This is a genomic window from Enterovibrio baiacu (assembly GCF_004120195.1).
GTDB lineage: Bacteria > Pseudomonadota > Gammaproteobacteria > Enterobacterales > Vibrionaceae > Enterovibrio > Enterovibrio baiacui.
Genome location: NZ_SCHN01000009.1, coordinates 291,000 through 311,590, shown reverse-complemented (window position 1 = coordinate 311,590; position 20,591 = coordinate 291,000). Strand labels below are relative to the sequence as shown.

At 47.4% G+C, this 20,591-nt stretch carries 18 protein-coding genes; 11 read left to right on the top strand and 7 right to left on the bottom strand.

All coding sequences use genetic code 11. The features are described 5' to 3' along the window. Positions 1 to 103 precede the first annotated feature (103 nt). The 4 genes from EQP46_RS10960 (at position 104) to EQP46_RS10945 (ending at position 4,430) form a co-directional block, all read left to right on the top strand. A complete protein-coding gene (locus EQP46_RS10960) occupies positions 104 to 1,003 on the top strand; it encodes an ABC transporter permease (protein ID WP_129493676.1) in 900 nt (299 codons plus the stop codon). Then, positions 996 to 2,258 carry a quaternary amine ABC transporter ATP-binding protein gene (locus EQP46_RS10955; protein ID WP_129493675.1) on the top strand — a complete coding sequence of 421 codons (1,263 nt, stop codon included), beginning with the start codon at positions 996 to 998 and terminating at the stop codon, positions 2,256 to 2,258. The genes EQP46_RS10960 and EQP46_RS10955 overlap by 8 nt, the downstream gene beginning before the upstream one ends. 259 nt (positions 2,259 to 2,517) lie before the next feature. Then, the gene (locus EQP46_RS10950) at positions 2,518 to 3,492 is read left to right on the top strand and encodes an endonuclease/exonuclease/phosphatase family protein (RefSeq protein WP_206688287.1); all 975 of its coding nucleotides are present in this window, start codon (positions 2,518 to 2,520) and stop codon (positions 3,490 to 3,492) included. 191 nt (positions 3,493 to 3,683) lie between these two features. Then, positions 3,684 to 4,430 (top strand): substrate-binding periplasmic protein, encoded by a 747-nt coding sequence (locus EQP46_RS10945; protein WP_129493673.1) that lies wholly within the window; start codon positions 3,684 to 3,686, stop codon positions 4,428 to 4,430. 87 nt (positions 4,431 to 4,517) lie between these two features. On the opposite strand, the gene EQP46_RS10940 is transcribed toward EQP46_RS10945, so the two are convergent. The 3 genes from EQP46_RS10940 to EQP46_RS10930 all read right to left on the bottom strand — a co-directional run bounded on the left by EQP46_RS10940 (position 4,518) and on the right by EQP46_RS10930 (position 6,258). Then, complete coding sequence (locus EQP46_RS10940) at positions 4,518 to 4,784, bottom strand: hypothetical protein (protein WP_129493672.1); 267 nt, start codon at positions 4,782 to 4,784, stop codon at positions 4,518 to 4,520. A 134-nt stretch (positions 4,785 to 4,918) separates the two neighbouring features. After that, positions 4,919 to 5,746 carry an alpha/beta fold hydrolase gene (locus EQP46_RS10935; protein ID WP_240671708.1) on the bottom strand — a complete coding sequence of 276 codons (828 nt, stop codon included), beginning with the start codon at positions 5,744 to 5,746 and terminating at the stop codon, positions 4,919 to 4,921. Positions 5,747 to 5,937: 191 nt separating this feature from the next. Continuing rightward, the gene (locus tag EQP46_RS10930) at positions 5,938 to 6,258 is read right to left on the bottom strand and encodes a hypothetical protein (protein ID WP_129493671.1); all 321 of its coding nucleotides are present in this window, start codon (positions 6,256 to 6,258) and stop codon (positions 5,938 to 5,940) included. A 365-nt stretch (positions 6,259 to 6,623) separates the two neighbouring features. Between EQP46_RS10930 and EQP46_RS10925 the strand changes: the two genes are divergently transcribed. Next, positions 6,624 to 8,609, top strand: a complete 1,986-nt coding sequence (locus EQP46_RS10925; RefSeq protein ID WP_129493670.1) for a methyl-accepting chemotaxis protein — start codon at positions 6,624 to 6,626, stop codon at positions 8,607 to 8,609. 103 nt (positions 8,610 to 8,712) lie between these two features. Further along, positions 8,713 to 9,660, top strand: a complete 948-nt coding sequence (locus tag EQP46_RS10920; protein ID WP_129493669.1) for a sensor domain-containing diguanylate cyclase — start codon at positions 8,713 to 8,715, stop codon at positions 9,658 to 9,660. A gap of 103 nt (positions 9,661 to 9,763) precedes the next feature. On the opposite strand, the gene EQP46_RS10915 is transcribed toward EQP46_RS10920, so the two are convergent. Both EQP46_RS10915 and EQP46_RS10910 read right to left on the bottom strand, forming a co-directional pair. Continuing rightward, the gene (locus tag EQP46_RS10915; RefSeq protein WP_420841375.1) at positions 9,764 to 10,093 is read right to left on the bottom strand and encodes a DMT family transporter; all 330 of its coding nucleotides are present in this window, start codon (positions 10,091 to 10,093) and stop codon (positions 9,764 to 9,766) included. Between the two features lie 272 nt (positions 10,094 to 10,365). Continuing rightward, complete coding sequence (locus EQP46_RS10910) at positions 10,366 to 10,887, bottom strand: DUF3332 domain-containing protein (protein ID WP_129493667.1); 522 nt, start codon at positions 10,885 to 10,887, stop codon at positions 10,366 to 10,368. 349 nt (positions 10,888 to 11,236) lie between these two features. On the opposite strand from EQP46_RS10910, the gene EQP46_RS10905 reads away from it, so the two are divergent. Both EQP46_RS10905 and EQP46_RS10900 read left to right on the top strand, forming a co-directional pair. Then, a complete protein-coding gene (locus tag EQP46_RS10905; RefSeq protein ID WP_129493666.1) occupies positions 11,237 to 11,473 on the top strand; it encodes a DUF2986 domain-containing protein in 237 nt (78 codons plus the stop codon). A gap of 192 nt (positions 11,474 to 11,665) precedes the next feature. After that, positions 11,666 to 13,480, top strand: a complete 1,815-nt coding sequence (locus EQP46_RS10900) for a M3 family oligoendopeptidase (protein WP_129493665.1) — start codon at positions 11,666 to 11,668, stop codon at positions 13,478 to 13,480. A gap of 73 nt (positions 13,481 to 13,553) precedes the next feature. Here EQP46_RS10900 and EQP46_RS10895 read toward each other — a convergent pair whose 3' ends face one another. Further along, positions 13,554 to 15,146: an ABC-F family ATPase gene (locus EQP46_RS10895; protein ID WP_129493664.1), complete on the bottom strand. Its 1,593-nt coding sequence runs from the start codon at positions 15,144 to 15,146 to the stop codon at positions 13,554 to 13,556. Positions 15,147 to 15,459: 313 nt separating this feature from the next. After that, complete coding sequence (locus tag EQP46_RS10890; RefSeq protein ID WP_240671707.1) at positions 15,460 to 16,095, bottom strand: DUF3047 domain-containing protein; 636 nt, start codon at positions 16,093 to 16,095, stop codon at positions 15,460 to 15,462. A gap of 373 nt (positions 16,096 to 16,468) precedes the next feature. Between EQP46_RS10890 and EQP46_RS10885 the strand changes: the two genes are divergently transcribed. From EQP46_RS10885 to EQP46_RS10875, 3 genes are all read left to right on the top strand, one after another. Next, complete coding sequence (locus EQP46_RS10885; protein WP_129493662.1) at positions 16,469 to 18,292, top strand: GGDEF domain-containing protein; 1,824 nt, start codon at positions 16,469 to 16,471, stop codon at positions 18,290 to 18,292. A 531-nt stretch (positions 18,293 to 18,823) separates the two neighbouring features. Then, the gene (locus EQP46_RS10880; protein ID WP_240671706.1) at positions 18,824 to 19,741 is read left to right on the top strand and encodes a sensor histidine kinase; all 918 of its coding nucleotides are present in this window, start codon (positions 18,824 to 18,826) and stop codon (positions 19,739 to 19,741) included. Beyond that, the gene (locus EQP46_RS10875; RefSeq protein WP_129493660.1) at positions 19,729 to 20,478 is read left to right on the top strand and encodes a LytR/AlgR family response regulator transcription factor; all 750 of its coding nucleotides are present in this window, start codon (positions 19,729 to 19,731) and stop codon (positions 20,476 to 20,478) included. The genes EQP46_RS10880 and EQP46_RS10875 overlap by 13 nt, the downstream gene beginning before the upstream one ends. The last annotated feature ends 113 nt before the right edge of the window (positions 20,479 to 20,591 follow it).

Below are 20,591 nucleotides of genomic sequence, written 5' to 3'. Positions count from 1 at the left end.
GGCTGACCTACGTCAGCCTACTTTTGTATTTACGCTATTGCAGCAGCAACACAGTTATTCATGCAATTTCAATTACTATAACAACAGAGGACGTTGTACTGTTATGGCAGACAATAATTGGTTAACGGAATTCCCAGAGATGGAGCGTTCAGACCTTCTCGCTATCCGTAAAACCCTCGATGGTGCTTATCGTGAATTTTCACGAAACTATGGCGAAACCATCGAATCCTTCTTCGATCCCCTTCTCGCTTTTCTGATTTGGTTTGAAAAGCTACTCCTCGGGACACCTTGGTTTATCATGATTGGCGTTCTCGCCGTCGTTTCATATTTAGCTAGCCGTTCATGGAAACTCGCTGTGAGCGTTATCGTTGTGTTCTGTGCCATCGGCTATTTCGGCATGTGGGAAGACACCATGCGGACCATGAGTATTATTCTTGTGTGTACCATGGTCGCGATTGGACTCGGCATCCCCATTGGCATCGCGATGGCACGCTCAAACCGCATTCAGTCATTCGTTACGCCGTTGCTTGACGTAATGCAAACCATGCCAGCATTCGTTTACCTTATCCCAGTCGTAATGTTGTTGGGTATTGGTAAAATTCCTGGTGTTATTGCCGTGGTTATCTACGCAATCCCGCCAGTCATTCGACTAACAAACCTCGGTATTCGATTGGTTGATAAAGAAGTGTTAGAAGCCGCGACAGCATACGGTGCGAGCCCTTCACAGCGCTTGTTCGGTGTTCAGCTTCCACTGGCTATGCCTACCATTATGGCGGGTATCAACCAAACAATTATGATGGCACTCGCCATGGTGGTTATTGCATCAATGATCGGTGTGAAAGGCCTTGGCCAGCCGGTATTGAAATCCATCACGAACCAGTATTTTACGCTTGGACTGATTAACGGTCTCGCTATTGTGGCGCTGGCGATCATCTTCGACCGCGTATCACAAAGTTATGCAAAACGTTCGCAGCAGCATCTAAGCGGAGGCCACCATGAGTAGTACCGAAAAACCATTGATTCAAATTAAAGGCCTCTACAAGATCTTCGGAAAAACACCGCAAAAGGTGATGCCGGATGTCGTGGCGGGTAAATCGAAAGACGACATCTTGGCCGACACTGGTCACACCGTCGGCCTTCAACAAATTGACTTGGACATTCAGCGCGGCGAAATCTTCGTGATCATGGGCTTGTCAGGTTCAGGCAAATCAACGCTGATTCGCCACTTCAACCGCTTGATTGAGCCGACTGAAGGTCAAATCATCGTGGAAGGTGAAGATGTCATGAAGCTTAATGAGAAAGAGCTTCAAGATTTCCGTCGCCACAAAATGTCGATGGTATTCCAGCGTTTTGGCCTTATGCCGCACCGCACAGTGCTTCAAAACGTTGCATACGGGTTGCAGGTGCAAGGCATTGCTAAAGCGGATCGCGATAAGAAAGCCACAGATTGGCTGGAAACGGTGGGACTGGGCGGCTACGAGCAACAATACCCGTCTCAACTTTCTGGTGGTCAGCAACAACGTGTTGGCCTTGCTCGCGCCTTGTGTACTGATGCTGAAATCCTCTTAATGGATGAAGCTTTCTCTGCACTCGACCCACTGATCCGAAGCGAAATGCAAGATCAGCTTATCGACCTGCAAGAGAAGCTGCACAAGACCATCATCTTTATCACCCACGATTTGGATGAAGCACTTCGCCTAGGCGATCGTATTGCCATCTTACGAGACGGTAAACTCATTCAGCAAGGCCGCCCTGTAGACATTCTGCTTAACCCAGCCGATGACTATGTAGAAGCCTTCGTGAAAGACGTGAACCGTGCGCGCGCATTGACCGTTGATACCGTGATGAAGCCTCAGAGCTGCCGCATTAGCTCTGACACCATTGGCGAAGCCATCACGCAGATGCGTCAAGCGAAAGCAGAACACGCCTACTACGTGAATGATGATGGCTATCAAGGTGCGTTACGCCGTGATCATCTTGAATCCGTCGATTCATCACAACACGGCGAAGCGATTGATGACTCCGTATTGGAAGCAGTACCCGGTATTCAGTCCGATGCACTACTGGAAGCGGTTATTCCTGATACCCTTGAACATGAATTGCCGTTACCCGTATTGGATGAAGACGGTGAAATTCAAGGTGAGCTTTCTCGCGCTAACTTAGCAGAAGTGCTCAGCGACCAATCACAGTCTCAGGCAGAAACTGACGAAACAGGTCAAGACACGCCAAAAGACGGTGACGTAAAAGCCTCCGCTTAACGCTCAGGAGCGCTTCTTGATTCCCCCTCAAGAAGCGCGCCTTTTAACTCAATGCGTTACATGATTCACACTTTGATCTCCGCCCCACTCGCACATCTCAATCTTCACACGTTCTTTTCGTCTTACTGACAGGTTGATTAGGCAGAATTCGCTATAATATAAACACGCTTTTCAATCGCGAGACAAAAACGTGTTCGCAACCAATAGTAGAAGTTCCTTTGCACACAGTGCCTTTGGCTTAAAACTCGCAACGATAAATTTGTTTAATTTTATCGAGCCGCCCGGTGCATTTTATGAATTCAGCAACATCTACACCGAAGAGCAATGGCATCAGAAACGTGCTTGGTTGAATCGCTACATCGGTAGCTATCAGCCAGATATCATCGCATTCCAAGAAGTGTTCAGTGCAAGTGCTTTGAAAGCACTGCTTGAGCCGCTTGGTTATCGCTTCTTTTCAGTGGTTGATGAACCTGAACCCATTGATGAATATGTGTACCGCAGCCCAGTGGTTACCTTGGCATCTCGCTACCCGATTCTCAGCGCCCTGCCCCTTCGCGCAGATCCCGCGCTATCAGCAAAGCTTGGAATGAACGAAGACTTCGAATACAGCCGTCTCCCGCTGTTTGCAACGTTAGAGTTACCTTCATTGGGACAAACCGACGTGTACGTTGTGCATTTGAAATCCAAGCGCCCAATGATTGAAGAGAATAAGGAAGGCACAGAACGCACGCTACACGACTCCATTTGCACCGAGATCAGTGGCTCTTGGGCTTCCTCGATTCAACGCGGTTCGGAAGCCTGCCACTTGATGGCATCTATCCTTACGCGCCGTTCTCACACCAATAACCCCGCGATTGTGATGGGCGATTTTAACGATGACATCAACAGCGAAGTACTGAGCGCTTTTCACATGTCGGGGCTTCGCTCAATCACTGAAGACATGGCAGATCTCCCTCTCTCGCACTATCAAATGCACGACAGCTGGGATCTGTATGTAAAGAACATCGAAGAGACGAGTTTAGAACGCCCAAGCACACACTACTTCCATGCGAAAGGCTCGGTGCTTGATTACATTCTGCTTTCTAACGAATTCAACAGTAGTGACCCCGCCAGCCTCGCAGAAGTGGGGGATTTTCATTGCGAAGATAAACACTTAATTAATCCCAAATTCGATCAGGATACTTACAGCAGCGATCATGCCATCGTGAGTGTTACCATTTCACTTCGTCAATAACACTGACCATTCAACGCAGCGGGGATGAATATCCCCTTAACCATTACTAAAGTACTGCGCGACCAAATGATTTAGGGACAAATTCGATGACGTATAGAAAGATGCCAAGTACTACGCATTGGCGTTTCTCAGCTACAAATCAAAAAATAAATGGAAACATCACATGGCTTTTGAAGGTAATAACGCACCTAATGACGGGCATGTTTTTGTTCTTTCTTTCCGCTTCTTGGTTGAACGCTGAGGAACTCGAAAACAAAGAGATCATTATCGTCAGCGAATCATGGGCCTATGCAACAGAAAGAGACGGCACAGGTTTGTATTGGGACATCATGCGCCAAGTCTATGAACCGCTAGGTTACAAAGTCAGCTACTTCACCACGAACTACTCTCGCAGCGCCTATCTGGTTAAGAATCAAAAAATGGATATCTTTCTTGGTTCTTATATTGATGAACAAGAAAACATTCTTTATCCACGCTGGCATTTTGATGCCGAACAAGTTGCAGCAGCTTATAAGCCTTCAGTGATCAAGGAATGGAAAGGTGAAGAGAGCCTTCAAGGGCGAACCATCGGCTGGGTAAAGGGATACGGTTACGACGAATATCTTGTGAAGTTTAACTTTGCGATTCAAGAAGTGAAGAATCGGCGCCAAGGTTTGTCGCTGGTCGATTCAGAGCGGATTGATATGTTGATCGATGCTTACTCCGAGATCGAAGAAGCCTTTGAAGGTAACAATAAAGTCGATCGTCGAGATTTTGCTGTTGCGGTTCTAACCAATCTCAAGCTTTACCCTGGGTTTTCAGATAGCGAACGCGGAGAAACACTCCGAGACATTTACGACGAACGCTTCGAGTTGCTGCTTTACAACGGTGAAATAGCCGCGTTATTTGAACAGTACGAATGGGAGTTTTTCCCGTTTGAAGTAACACACTCCAACTAGTCTACGAACATCGTCAACGAACAAAAACGCCACGCATTTGCGTGGCGTTGCTTATCGCGTAATGTACGCATAAAGAATTCGATGCGATTAACGTGTTTCAGTCACGTCTTGATAATCACCATCAATCACCTGACCACGGTGCTGAGGCTGAGGGCCAAAACCGCGATCATGTGGTTGTTCAAATTGTTGCTGGTATTGCTCTGCTTGTTGCGCTTGAACTTTACGCAACTTTCTCATAATGAATGGTTTTGCAATCAGTGCGCTGAGAGAGACAAAAAGTCCGAGTACCGCAGCAAACACCAATGTAAAGAAGCCTAGAATAAGCGTAACCACACTAATCAGGATTTGTCTCATGTCGATTCCCCGTGGATTAAAATCGTGTTGGCTTCCTTTCATGCTTTCTCGTTCTAGCAGATAACATGCGCTGAATCACTAAAATGCGCCTCCCTCGATCATTTTTCAAGGGTACTTTACAGATATTTACATTATCAGGCGTCATTCCCATCATCGTGACGTGACGGTGTAGCCAACAGTGCTTTGATTTCATTTACCAACAAAGGCACATTCTGCCACAAGACAAAATGCCCTTCATCTTCGATCATTTTTAACGTCGCACTAGGCAGTTTGCGTTTTCCAAACCGCGAATTGCCAGGGTTTGCAATGTCATCGTCTTCACCGTGAACCAGCACAACAGGAATAGAAAGCGCTCCCCACTCTTGTTCAGCTAATTTTTCGAGTTCGCCTTCTAGCTCCATCATCTCAATGTTCGACAGCAACATGTCATTAGGCAAAATCCAATTTGCCACAATGGTATCGGCCAAATAGTTGTACCACTTGGGGGATTCAAGCGCAGGGTCTAACGCGGGTGCGACCAACAGAACACCATCTATTTTATCGGGGTACAGCAAAGCGGCTTGCAGAGCGATGGGACCGCCCAATGAATGCCCAACCAAAAAGGTGGGTTTGTCACTGCGCGCCAATATGGGCATGAGTGATTCTGCTTGCGCTTGAAGAGACGTTTGTACAGGCTGAGAAGAAGCACCAAAACCCGGGCGATCAACCGCAATTAAATGATACGGCTGCAATGCGGCATCACTCAAGTAGTCCTCATAGCCTTCTTTGCTGCCCGGCGAGCCATGAATAAAAATAATGCGCTGGGCCGCGTTAACATCCCCTGCTTCGAGGAATGAAACCTCATCGGTTTTCATCGCATGCAACTCGGCCACGGTGGAACTTGTCGCCGTCAGTGATACTGCGCTTAATCCAACTAGCCCTGCAAACACAATGCCGAGCGATACTCCTAGCCTTTTTCTCACGTAATGCCCTTTTCCATTATCTTTTTGGCGCAGTCGTCGAGACACACTGCGCACATAACGAATCCCTGCTTAATCAGACCAGATAGACGCGCACTTCGTTCGTCTTATTAGTGATTTTTAGTGGCAACGTCGCACCGCGACGCGCATAAAAAAACCTGCCGTTGGGCAGGTTTCTATATTGGGCGACTGCATTAATCTTTGCGGTCACGTGGAAGTACAACACGCTTGCTGATTTCCCTGCCGTCTGCCATCACAGCTGACAATGTGCCTGAGCGTGAAGACGGCTGATTTGCCATGACAAACACTCGACCATTTTCTGGCGTAATGTGTTCACCCAGTGTACCTGATAACGACACCGTCGCTCCCTCAACAGGCTCACCATTTTGAAGCACTTGAACCCAGGTTCCCGATGTCACGCTTACAACGCGTAAATCGAGATCATTTCCCATTTTCCCTGCAAATACTGAAGATGATGCTGCCAGTAATCCCACTGCAATGATGATCTTTTTCATTATTGATTCTCCATTACAAAGCGAGCAACACGTTAACTATGTGCTCGTCCTTACCTTAAAGATAGAAGCTAACGTCTTGAACTTCCAGACAAGATGTTTGTTCAATTCATTCAAAAAACATGAATAAAATCAGCGTAGCAAACAAACAAAAGCGCCCTACATTGCACCAAATCATCCCCATCGCTTACGCTCGCGCCTCTCACGCATGAAGAACATATGCAGATCACAACGCGGATTTTGATTGACATATTTTTGTCATAAAACCCCGAGTGTTGCGCGTCAATGTCCTACATTTAAGACAGCGATATTTAAAACACTTACACACCCAGCAGTACCGAGGTGCAAACGTCGAAACAGGAGACGACATGTTCAATGCACTGCCAAACACTATAAAAGCGCAACTTCATGGGATTGTCGTGATGATTGTGGTGTCAGTTGGGGTCTTCGCGCTCACCTTTTACCTCTCTTTTAAGCAATTGAATGTGTTGGACACCACCTCTGTCGACATACTAAAAAGCCAAACCTCAGTGCTGATGCTGCGCCGCCATGAAAAAGACTTTATGGCGCGAAATGATCTGAAGTACAAAGACAGGTTCGACGCAGAGTATCAACACCTTCGGGACACACTCACCAATGCGCGAACCAAAATGAACAACCTCGACATGTCTGGGCAACAAGCGATCGCCGAGATGCTGTTAACACTCAGAACCTACCAACTCGATTTTGAAGCGTTGGTGAATCAGCGCGTCACTGTGGGAGTCGATCATCAAAATGGCTTGCAAGGATTAGTCCGGAGTGCCTCCCACCAATTAGAAATAGAAATTCAAGATATTGCGGATAACGCCCTCTACAACCAGCTTCTGATGTTAAGGCGTTTTGAGAAAGATTTTCTGCTTCGACTCGATGCCAGCTATGTAAATAAGTTCAACGAGTTGTACGCTAACATTCAATCGCAGATTTCGAACGGTGATATGCCTGCCAGCCAGCGTTTGATCATGGAAACGTCACTGCGTAAGTACCAAGACACGTTTAATGAGCTTGCATTAGGTATGGCGCAAATCGGCCTTTCTCCTCAACAGGGTCTTCACGGCAGCTTACGAGCTTCTGTTCAGAAAACGGAAAAGCAGATGAAAGGGCTCAGTGAAGATCTGGTGTCCGCGATTAAAGAAAGAGAAAGCGCCGTCACCATGCGCCTGACTACCGTGGGTGGATTATTTGCGGTTTTGGTGTGTTTTGCACTCACCATGGTCACGCGCCATGTCACCATGAAGGTGTCGACAGCGAATCATCTGATGAAGAAAATCTCAGAGGGCGACAGCTCGCTGGATGTCCGCATGCAATTGCCGGGCAATGATGAACTTTCTCAATTGGCGAACAACTTCAACCGCTTCATTTCAAAACTCCAATACACCATGGAGAAGATCGCCAGCATTTCTTATCAACTCTCATCTAATGCCAACAGAAGCCTTGTTCTGGCGGGGAAAACCGCCACAAACGCAGAGCGTCAGCGTGAAGAATCAGAAACCGTCGCCACGGCAATGAATGAAATGACCGCCACCAGCAAAGACATCGCACAAAGCGTTGCTCGTGCAGCCTCCGTGGCCACCGACCTTCAAGCGTCTGCAAAAACGGGGCGCAACGTAAACAGCCAAACATCGCGCAAGGCCAATGAACTGTCAGAAAGCATGCGAAGCGCCAGCGAAAACATGCAGCAACTCAATAGCGACAGCGAAGAGATAGGCTCTGTGATCGACGTTATCCGCGCGATCACCGAACAAACCAACCTCTTGGCACTCAATGCCGCCATCGAAGCTGCGCGCGCTGGCGACCAAGGTCGAGGCTTTGCTGTTGTCGCCGACCAAGTGCGTGAACTCGCCATGAAAACCCACGAATCGACGGACGAAATCACCAAAATCATTGAACAACTTCAGCAAGGCATTCGACACAGTGTGGATGTCATGAACCAAAGCAGCGAGATGGCAGACGTCAGCGTGAAACAAGCTAAAGATGGTGCGAACGTCATGATAGCGATGGTAGATCAAATCGAAGACATCGCGGGGCAGAACTTGCAAATCGCAACCGCATCGGAAGAGCAAACCGTGGTTACGGAGAGCGTCGACAGAAACATCGTGGTGATTGCAGATTTGGCCGCCGCCACATCGAAAGCCGCGAAAAAATCGAACCAATCTGCGAACACCATTGAGTTACTCGCCGCAGAGCTCAACCTCCTTGTACGCCGATTCACCCACAGTTCAGGTCAACAGCTCACTTCGATGTATGCAAAGCCTGAGGGATGTAAAGAAGCGGCATCAATACCACCGGACGATCTCGCACCAAACACCACAAGCTAACACGTGGAGAAACACGTATTCCTTTAAATTGTTAAGGGATTGAACGTGGGTTATCTCATTGTGTTCTATAGTTTTAGAAGGCATAGAACACTTTGGATGACCCATGAAAAAGCCCTCTCTTCCTTCCAATGAAATGCAGCGCATTCAGGCGCTGCATCATCTCAACGTTTTGGATACCGGCGCAGAAGAGCGCTTCGATCGCTTAACACGCCTTGCCCAACAACTCTATGCCTGCGACGAAGCCATGATCAGCTTCATTGATTCAAAACGCCAATGGGTAAAATCCCATGTCGGGCAATTCCCCGAAGAAACCCCGCGCGAGGTATCATTCTGCGCCCACACAATATTGTCCAATGACCCTGTAATCGTTAACGATGCAACCCAAGACCCAAGATTTGCCAACAACCCTTGGGTACTCGGCGAGCATCATGTGCGCTTCTACGCGGCAGTACCTTTACGACACAGCAATGGCACCGTTATCGGCAGTATCAGCATTTGGGACAGTGCCCCTCGCGATTTTCCCGCTGAAGACATCAGCAGCTTGAAAGACATTGCGGATCTTGTAGAGCACGAACTGGCCGCGATGGAAATGTCCACGCAAGATTACCTCACAGGCCTTCTCAATGACGCTGGGTTTACCGTGTTGGCACAAAACAGCCTCAATATGTGTGACCGAATGGAATTGCCTGTCAGCCTCGCCTATTTCGATTTAAAAAGCGTAGCCGCGATCAATCAAGAACATGGCAACAAAGAAGGCGATCGTGCGCTGGCATTTTTTGGGGAGTTGTTACAGTTCGGGTTTAGGAATTCTGACGTACTCGGCAGACTCGCCAGCGACAAATTTGTGGTGTTAATGACTAACACGTCACTGGAAAGCACGCATGATACGTTACGACGTTTCAAAGAGCGCGTGGAACGCTCTGGCAAGGAGAGAAACCTCAACTATCAGGTAGAGTACAGCGTGGGATTATCTTGGGTGGATGACCAAGGGCATTATGACCTCGACACCCTGCTCAACGCGGCACGTTCAGAGGTATTAGCGTCAAAATAAGCGTGGTGATGCCACATTGGCACCACGCCGCTAAAACACACTATAGGTTCAATAAACAACAGGCTCGAAGAACAAGCTATAGGTTTAGAGAAAAACAGCAGACTCAGTGAACAACTGAAGAAAAAAGGTTAATGATCACCACGCCGGCGATGATCATCGACATGCCAAGCATTGCCGGTAGATCAAGTTGTTGTCCATGCCATAGCCATGCCACCATCGACACAAGCACAATCCCTGCCGCACTCCAGATCGCATAGGCAATGCCCAACGGCATCACTTTTACGGTTAACGACAGCAAATAGAAAGAAATGCCATAACACATCAACACGGCGGCAGTGACCACAGGCTGAGTGAATGAATTGGTTTTCGGCATCATAGATGTGGCAATGATTTCGAAAAGAATCGCCACCGACAATGAAACGTAGGGTGGCAATGTAGTAATTAGTTTGATCATCAGAACCTCTTCCTCTCGACAAGAAGATTCGTGCATCCTTTCAAATTTTCACGCTTGCCCTTACACCCAGTGAACGCCCAATCATCACGCATTTATCGATATAACGCTGTCGATAAATAGATACGTCATGTCAGAACGTTACGGTATACGCGCCTTAAAACAGCAGAAACAATAAAGCCCTACCAAGTGATGGCAGGGCCTTCAACCCAAGCAGCTTAACGCAGCATAGGTGTTATGTTTCTTGCACTGAATTATACGCGATTAGCCGCGTAGTTGTTCAGCTCTTCAACAGAAACCGCAGAGATAAATTCACCGTCTAGGTAGAAGTTTACCATCTCGTCTTCTTTTTCGCCGCGCAGCGTCTGCTGAGTGCCGTCTGCGTAGCTTACTGCCATCTCTAGCGTCTTGTCATCGATCTGCTTAACGTCAGCAGAAGAGATTTTAATAGGCGCAGTGGTTAGATCTTTATCTAGTTTCTGGTTGATGCGGAAAATCGCATTTGCAGGCATGTCTGCAACTGCTGGAGATTTACCAGAAATAGGGTTAGTACCTGTCCAGAATTCAATAGAGTTGAAGATGAACAAGTCAGCCGTTGCAGCAATACCGTAAACTGGGCTCATCAGAAGATAAAGGCCGGCACGTGCATAGCGGTTGTCTACGGCAGTAAGGTTCAACTTCATCACCATGCCTGATGTTGCCATCTGACCGATACAACCTGTTAGAGAAACAGTTAACATCGCTGTAGCAACAGCTTTAATCGCGAATTTTTTCATGATTTAACACAACATTAGTAAAAAAAGTTCGCGAAGTATACAGACAAAATTTTTGTATGGAAGAGGCCAATAAAAATAGGCATACCGCAAAAATAAACAGCGCATTAACAAACCCATTTGGGTGTATTTTCAACGTTGTTAGAGCGCTGTTAATAAGCACTTTACATAACAATCGCTACCAAGCATTCATTAACGCATGTTATTTACATTTCTTGGTCAAACTTGAAACACAAAAGAAGAAAAGAAAATTGGCTGTTTTTGACACATTCAGCCACAGTAATGCTGTCGCACTTGAGTTCCTCACGGGTTCTCCTTAGAATCCCTCTCCCTTCGAAGAGGTAATGACCCAATGAACAGAAAGAAAAAAGTAAATCAGATCCTAAAAAGCCGCGCAAAGAAGAAAAGCGCGAAGCTGAAGACAAGCAACAAGCCTAAATACATTTCTAAAGCCGATCGTGCAAAAATGGCATTGGAAGCAGAGCAAGGCATCAACGCGGAAAACACTGACGTGGCTTCGGTTTATGTTGAAAACGTAAACGACGCTCAGCAAGACACTGCGGTTGAAGAAGCAGTAAGCAACACTTAATCACTCACTACTTGTCTGATATAAAACGCTTTAAAAGTGATTGCCAATACGGCGCATTCGTAACGACCTACCCTTTGAAATCCGCTACACTGCGTTAAACAAACGCACTGATACTCAAACACCCTCAAGATGCTGGCATCAACATAGATTGCCCATTAAGAGGCTGTTTGGGCCTAGATAAAGGGAACGGAAATGACTGCGCCAAGTTGGGACTTCTCATTTGTATATCAAGGTCTCTCAGACCAAGCGATCACCGCAGATCTCACGCAAAGCCAACACCTCCTCAACACATTAAAAAATCACCCTGCATCATCCATTGAAGATTGTCAGCGCGCCCTGTCGCTGTATGACCAAATAACAAATCTGCTGCTCTCTGTCGCCAACTATGCCTCATGCCTTTCAAGCGTCGATGCCACTGACGAACAAGCCAAAGCACTGGTGATTAAATGCGATGTTTTGTTTTCATCGTTAAGCCAAGCCTTTAGTCCGTTCGAGAGCCTACTTGCTGCCAGCGATAATACGTTCTTCGAATCCGTGCTCGCAGGTGCCGATGAATCTGGCACTTACCAACGCCACGGGTTTCGTCTCTCACGTCTACGCCACCAGCAAACATACCGCCTTTCAGTGCCTGAAGAACAATTGCTGTCAGCCATGCAAGTCGATGGCAAAAATGCATGGGGACGCTTGTACGACGACATCACGGGCACATTGAAAGTGACCTTAGTGTTGGCAAATGGTGATGAAGAAGTCATGGGACTATCACAGGCCGCTAGCCTGCTGTATGGCAATGACAGCGAACGCAGAGAGCCAGCATGGCGCGCGATTCGTCATGCCATGGGGCAGCAAGAAATCACCTTCGCGGCGATCTTAAACGCCATTGCGGGCAACCGACTCACCGAATACGAAAAGCGCAGCCACACCCAGCCGTTGCACTTCCTCGCTCCTGCCCTTGAAGGCAGCCGTATCGAGCAGAAAACCCTTGATACCATGATGCTTGTGGCGAAACAAAGCCAAGCACTCGGCAGACGTGCAGCAAACGCCATGGCGACCCTCTTTGGCACGCCTACACTCATGCCGTGGGATGAATTGGCTGCCATGCCAGCACTCAAAAACGGCGAAGAGAACACCCCTTCTGCGACATACAGCTTCGAAGAAGCCATCGTCATTATTCGACGCGCTTTTTCGGCGGTAAACCCGGAAATGGCAGATTTCGTGGACATGATGGTGCGCGAGAACCTGATTGACGCTGCCGCACAGCCCAACAAAAGCATGGGCGCATACTGCACCAAAATTCCGAAAACCCGCACGCCGCTGGTGTTCATGACATGGGGCAACAGCATGTCAGACGTGCTCACGCTGGCGCACGAACTCGGCCACGCCTTCCACAATTGGGTGATGAAAGACATGCCTTTTGTGGAAACCCAATACCCGATGACGCTCGCTGAAACCGCATCAATATTTGCCGAGAATGTGGTGAGAGATGCGTTGCTTGAAGAAGCCAAAAGCGAGCAAGACACACTGCTGATGCTTTGGGAAGAAGCGCAAACCGCCGTGGCACTGCTGCTCAATATTCCCGTGCGCTTTGAATTCGAGCGGGCATTCTACGAAAAGCGCCAAGAGGGAGAATTGACGCCTTCACAACTGCGTACCTTAATGGCAGATACGTGGAAAGCCTGGTATGGCGATGCGATGTCTGAACCGAATGACCTCTTCTGGGCCACTAAACTGCACTTCAGCATCGCTGAAATCAGTTTCTACAATTACCCCTACCTTTTCGGCTATCTGTTCAGCACAGGCGTTTACGCGCGTCGTGAAGCCAAAGGGAGTGCATTCTATGAAGACTACAAAGCCCTGTTGAAAGACACGGGAAGAATGACCGCCGAGGACGTGGCGAAAAAGCATTTGGGCGTAGACATTCAAGACAGCGCATTTTGGCTGGAAAGCATCGCGATTGCGGAGAAACGTATTTCTGCATTCGAGGAAGTGCTCGCCAGACGAAAACGCTAACGCGAAATACAAGGCCACATACAAAAACACCCGCGAAAGCGGGTGTTTTTTATCTCAGCAATCGAAGCGAGGCTTATTCAACCACACCGCGAGAGCTCAGGAACTCTTGGTAAGTGCCCTTGAAGTCGGTGATTTTACCGTCGCGGATTTCGATGATGCGTGTTGCGATAGAGTCAACAAACACACGGTCATGCGAAACGAAGAACAAAGTACCTTTGTACTGTTCAAGCGCAGTGTTCAAAGATTCAATCGATTCCATGTCCATGTGGTTGGTTGGTTCATCCATTAGCAACATGTTTGGCTTGTGCATCATTAGCTTACCAAGCAACATGCGGCCTTGTTCACCACCAGAAATCACTTTAACAGACTTCTTAATGTCATCTTGTGAGAACAATAGACGACCGAGGTAACCACGCACCACTTGCTCGTCATCACCTTCGTTTTTCCACTGAGACATCCACTCAAACAGGTTCATGTCTTCCGCGAAATCTTCAGCATGATCTTGCGCGTAGTAACCAATGTTTGCGTTTTCAGACCACTTAAACTCGCCCGATTTCGGCGCTAAGCGACCAGCAAGCGTGTTAAGTAGCGTTGTTTTACCCACACCATTCTGACCAATGATGGCAACACGCTCACCCACTTCGAAAATACCGTTCAGACCAGAGAACAGCAAGTCATCGAAGCCTTGAGAGAGGTTTTCAACTTCCAACGCGTTACGGAACAACTCTTTTGATTGCTCGAAGCGGATGAATGGGTTTTGACGGCTCGATGCTTTCACTTCATCAAGCTTGATTTTGTCCATTTGCTTCGCACGAGACGTCGCTTGCTTCGCTTTAGAGGCGTTTGCAGAGAAACGCGCTACGAAGGTTTGCAGTTCAGCAATCTGTGCTTTTTTCTTCGCGTTGTCAGACAGCAGACGCTCACGCGCTTGAGATGCTGCAGACATGTATTCGTCGTAGTTACCGAAGTAAACGCGAAGTTCACCGTAATCCAAGTCAGCCATGTGTGTACACACAGAGTTTAGGAAGTGACGGTCGTGCGAGATGATGATCATGGTACAGTTACGCTCATTCAGCGTCTGCTCCAACCAACGGATGGTATCGATATCCAAGTTGTTCGTTGGTTCGTCAAGAAGCATGATGTCTGGGTCTGCAAACAGCACCTGCGCCAATAGCACACGTAGTTTCCAACCTGGCGCAACGCTGCTCATCAAACCAAAGTGTTGCTCTAGCGGAATGCCTACCGACAACAGCAATTCACCCGCGCGAGATTCTGCGGTGTAGCCGTCCATCTCTGCGAATTCAACTTCAAGGTCAGCAACGCGCATGCCGTCTTCTTCTGTCATTTCTGGCAGCGAATAAATGCGGTCACGCTCTTGTTTTACCGCCCAAAGCTCAGCATGGCCCATGATAACGGTGTCGATAACCGTGAATTCTTCATACGCGAACTGATCCTGGTTCAGTTTTGCCACACGTTCGTTAGGATCAACACTAACGTTACCCTGTGAAGGCTCTAGCTCACCGCTCAAGATCTTCATAAACGTCGACTTGCCGCAACCATTTGCGCCAATCAAGCCATAACGGTTTCCTTCGCCGAACTTCACCGAGATGTTTTCGAAAAGAGGTTTTGCGCCAAATTGCTGGGTAATGTTAGCTGTACTAATCAATGCGATTATCCTGAACAGTGAGTAAAAATCGCCGAAAGAGTACAGAGTTCCCCCTCTTACTTCAAGCAAACACGGGATCGAGTTCACGATATCTTTTTTGTCACCATGCTAGCGAGTAAGAAAATGCAGAACCACAAGCGCCTATTTTTGGCGTTTAGCGAGGTTTTTTCGCGCAATATCTCGTGGTTCAAGCAAGACAAATGAAGAAGCGAGAAAGCGAGAAAGCGAGAAAGCGAGAAAGCGAATCAGTGTCCGCTCAACGTTTCTATCGCGTCAACAGGCTGAACTCACGCGTTGAAATAGGCATGCCTTCTCACTCAGGCTCTTCTTGGCGCTCGGCAGAAAACACAATGGGTGACAAGGTTGCGCGGGTTTGGCTCAGCGAATTGTCACTGTCTGACATTATCGCCACAGCATTGACCGTGTTATAAGTTTCCCCATAAATACGGGCAAAGTCTTCCTGCACATTGCGTTGCGCAAAGTGCCATGTATCACGCACTGTGCCGCTGCTGGCGGCCAGCATCATAAAGTGGTCAGGAGAGTAGGGATTCGGCCAACTCGTCCCTTCTGGCGACTGTTGAGACCACACGTACACAATGGTTTGACTGCTCATGACTGTGAAGCCCGGTTGAACGACCACAGAAATACGAATGGCAAAGTCATCGCCCTGCTTAGATTTCTCGTTATCCACCTGCGGAAACTGCGCGACTTTCCAGCGCCAAGACATCCAAGGCATTGTGCCTATATCAATGTCTTGCTCCATCATCACGGCGGATGCCGACTTTTCGCTTTTCGCATTCAGCAGGTAATACGGCGCGCCGCTGTCCGGTTCTTGCTGAAAGAGCGCATAGAGCGTTTCACCCTTGAAGGATTTCCGCCCCCACTCAGAGAACGTGGAATAATCGATAGAGAATGATTGCGCAGCAAACAACGTGGGCGACACCAACATACAGGCGAACACCAATCCAACGCGAGGCCATCGTGTTAACCTTCCGAGGTGTATTCGGTGCTGAAAACCTGGTTTCGCCATCACAATGCCCTTCACGTCATCCCTATCTTTAAAAGCTTAACGCACGGTCAACATCAAGGTGAAGAGATTGCACAAGGGATAAACACACCGTCGCGATAACAAAGCACCTTGAATTCACAGCAGCTTTTCGTTTCGATGCATATCTAAAATTTCGCTACCTGCCACAATTCCGGCGAAAACGCCTCATTTTCCGTAACTTAAACACCCGCATTGTAACTACACTTAGACAATGATTTGTTTCAATAACTGATCACTTACTTCCAATTAGAGACAAACAGTAGCTAGGTTGTTTATGAAGACATTGTTTAAAAAGTGGGTGAAATGTCGTCCTCACTTTTTCCGCGCTAACAACGCACTAGGGTTGCTCCTCACCGCCGTTGTTTTCTCTGCTTTTAATGCGTCCGCAAATTCATCACTACTTCCCGATTCGAAGCATGTGCTGTACATCAATTCATATCATCAAGGCTATGCATGGAGTGATGGTATCGAAAAGGGGGTGCGCGAAACATTGGCGGCCACCAGCATGCAGATTGAAGTATCAACGGTTCATCTAGATACCGAGCGCTACGATCAAGAAATTCTGATTCAACGTGTTGCTGAAACCCTGCGGTTAAAGCAAAACGAGAAATTGATCGATGTTGTCATTGCATCGGATGCGCCAGCCATCCAGTTTGTAGAAAAGCTGCAACCTGAACTCTTCCAAAACCAAACGATTGTTGTCACGTCGACCATCGATATTCCGCGCATAGAGCAGACACTGAACCCCTACATCACAGGGATTTCGTCATACACCGATTATTTGGCATCGGTAGAGTTTGCGCTGTCATTACACCCTGACACGCAAGCGATCCTATTTGTGGGTTCGACGCACGCCCACCACAATCAGCGTTTGTTAAACACGATAAAAGTCGACGTCATTCCCAACCTCAGTCAATACACCATTAAAACTCTTGCCGATGCACCGTTAGCATCTATCCAGACTGAGCTAGACAAGATGCCGTCAAAGACGTTGGTCTTCCTTTTGAGTGATACCCTTTTTGATAGCGAGACTTTCACAAGCCTTAGCCCTGCAGAAACAGCCCGAACGCTCTCATCAATGTCTTCTCACCCTGTCTATAGCTTCTGGTATGCGCATTTAGGGCATGGCATTGTGGGCGGCAAATTCGCGACGGGGTACAGCCAAGGCAAAGCTGCAGCACAAATCGCCGTTATCGCGCTTGAAGAGCAAGTGATGGACGGGAGAAATCTGGTGTCACCTATCCCATTTAGCCCCGCACCTGATGCCCCCTTTATCGATGCTGAAGTATCTGAAAAACACGGTATTTCAGCATCGAATTTACCCAATGACGCAAGGATCATTAATCAACAAACGCCCATATGGCAGGAATATAAAACCGAAGCTTTGCTGACACTTATCGCTGTGTTTGCGCTTATTTCCGCCGTGTTAGGGTTCTTCCTGCTTACGCGCCGACAGAGTGACACCATTCACCATATCAGTGATGAAAACTCCGAGTTGAGCCATGCACTGGATGTAAACAAAGAAACATTGGATATCGTTGAGCACAAATTGGAAGCCGCCACCACCGTCGATAGCCTGACGGGACTAAGTAATGCCAAGCACTTCACTAACATGCTCGATAAAGAACTGAAGCGCGCTACACGCTATCAAACCGCCTTAAGCTTGCTCATGTTAACGTTCGATAACTATGACAACTTTATGAATGTGTATGGCGAAAGCAATGCTGAGAAGCAACTTGCCAGAATGGGGAAAATGATCGCGACAAGTTGTCAGCGCTCCTCTGATTTATTGGCCTATCGTGGTCAGGGAAGTTTTGCCATTATTCTCCCACATACAACCTGCGACAACGCGCTCATCGTGTGTGAGAAATTGCATGACCAGCTAAAGAAAGAAGCCCTTCCTTTTGGTCAATCGCAGACGGGCATGATGACCATCAGCATTGGCGTTTCGTCTATGGAGGGTGATGAAAAAAATGTCTTCCCACACCATATGTTGTCGCTCAGTGAGGCGATGTGCGAGGAAGCTCAAAAGTATGGTGGGAACGTCACGCGGTCATCCTTGGTAAGCAAAAATCTCGCACCCAGTAATTCTGAGTAAGAGGTCACAGTAATGGGTTAGGCGTGAAAAATCCGTTTCTCGCTTAACCCAAATACTCGCCATTTATCCGCAAAACATTCCATTTATCTCACCCCGCTAGCAGAATGACAATTTTTAGATAAAGTCGTTCGCGTTGGCCATTGTTTCCGCACATTTTTAGAAGAAATACACCCAACAAGCATCCAATACCCTTATCAAAGGCGATCAACGCAAACATATCGCCTCTTTTTTTTGCTTCGCATCCAAACATGAAAATCATGTCTATCTCATGGATTGTTTAAAGCACGTGCGTAATGACATCACAATAATAAAAAGCCACGACCAATAGTGTTAATTCTCGACGGTTATCACATCAAGTTTAACCAGGTTGGTATTTCAGTTAGCAGAAATAAAATCTATTATCACTGCTACGTTTTCAGGTAGCTTAAAATGTTGAATCTCCGAAGATATATCGATCAAACACAACTCGCTCTAACGTCCATTGTCTGCATTATCATTGCGTTATGCACACAATACATATTCGAAGGCGCATTGGTTTTTCATCTCGCCATTTCTTTTGGGTATGGTGCGACTTTCGTCTTCTTTAACACCTCGTTTTCCAATGCATTTCCTCACTGGTCAGACAATAAAAAGATAGTTGCCACCATCTCGTTTGGTTTGGTCTTTGGCGCTGCCAACATGTTGATTTGGATATATATTCGTCGAGGCGTGTGGAAGTTGGATCTCTTGCTTCCCGTTTTACTGGCCTCAGCCTGTATTGCACTCTTTATGCTGTTCTTCTTCTTCGCGAGGGAACGCGCGGGGCGAGCAGAGTCTGAGCTCAAAGATATCCAACTCCGACAAGCTGAGCAGGAAAAGGCATTAATTAATAGCCAACTCAGAAACCTGCAAGGCCAGATGGAACCCCATTTTTTATTTAATACCCTCGCAAATATCCAAGTACTTATTGACAGTGATGCCAGCAAAGCAAAAAAACTCCTTGAGAAGATCACTGATTTATTAAGAGCCAGTCTCAAACAACAGCGACAAGATGCCATTTTCATCGGAGACGAAGTTAAATTGCTGGACAGTTATTTATCTATTCAGCAAATACGCTTATCCGAACGTATGTCATATGAAATAGTGATTGATGAAAATATAACCGCTCAAACAAAGTTCCCGCCATTCCTGATCCAACCTGCCGTCGAAAATGCAGTGGTACATGGCATAGAGCCTTCGGTAAAAGGCGGTTTCATTCGGTTGCACTTCAAACAAGAAGGCCAACAGCTCATCATTGAAGTGACAGATAACGGTATTGGATTTAACGACGCCTCAAAGGGCCATGGCCTAAGCATGAAAAACGTGCGAGAGCGGCTCGCCGCGCTTTACGGACAAAACGGAAAGCTTGATTTGATTCCTCATAAAGATGGCGGCTTTACAACAAGGATATCTTTGGTATGCGCGCTTTAATAGCAGATGATGAGCCCCTGCTTCGTCATCATTTAAGTAAACTGCTCGGCGAAGTCACGAGTGATATCGAGGTCATTGCAAGCGTGAGCGATGGTCTTCAAGCCGTTGAAAAAATCAAAGAGCTGCAGCCGGATGTGGTGTTTCTCGATATTCGTATGCCCGGCCTCGATGGATTAGCGGTTGCAAGCGCGATCAACGATCTAGAGACGTTTCCCCACGTGGTTTTCGTTACCGCTTACGATAACTACGCCATTGAAGCCTTCGAAAAAGGCGCGATTGATTACCTCGTCAAGCCGATTGATGAAGGGCGACTTCAAAAAACCTGTGAGCGATTAGTCAGTCAACATAAAGACCACGATCAGCGAGAAGAACTGCTCAAGCTCTTAGAAAGCACCAATGAGCACAAAGAGCCTCCGTTGTTATGGTTGAAAGCTGCAAAGGGCGAAGACATACACTTGATTCACGTTGATGATGTATTGTTGTTCAAGGCGGAAGATAAGTACGTCACTGTGGTCACAGCTGATTCGGAATACCTTATTCGCACACCGTTGCGGGTGCTGTACCAGCGTTTATGTCATGACACTTTCTGGCAAATCCACCGTTCAGCCATCGTGCGTGTTGCAACCATCGCCCGTGTTTCAAGAGACATCACAGGTAAGATGTTTGTTGAAACAACATCCGGCGCAACACGACTCCCTGTCAGCCGAAATGCACAAAGTTTGTTTAAGCAAATGTAGCAAAAGGATCAGCCTCATCGAGCTCAATAACAATTCACTCAATGAGTCTGATTCTTTATCTCACCTATTCACTTTTTATCGCACTGGTCTGTCCAAATCCGCAAATTCAATTA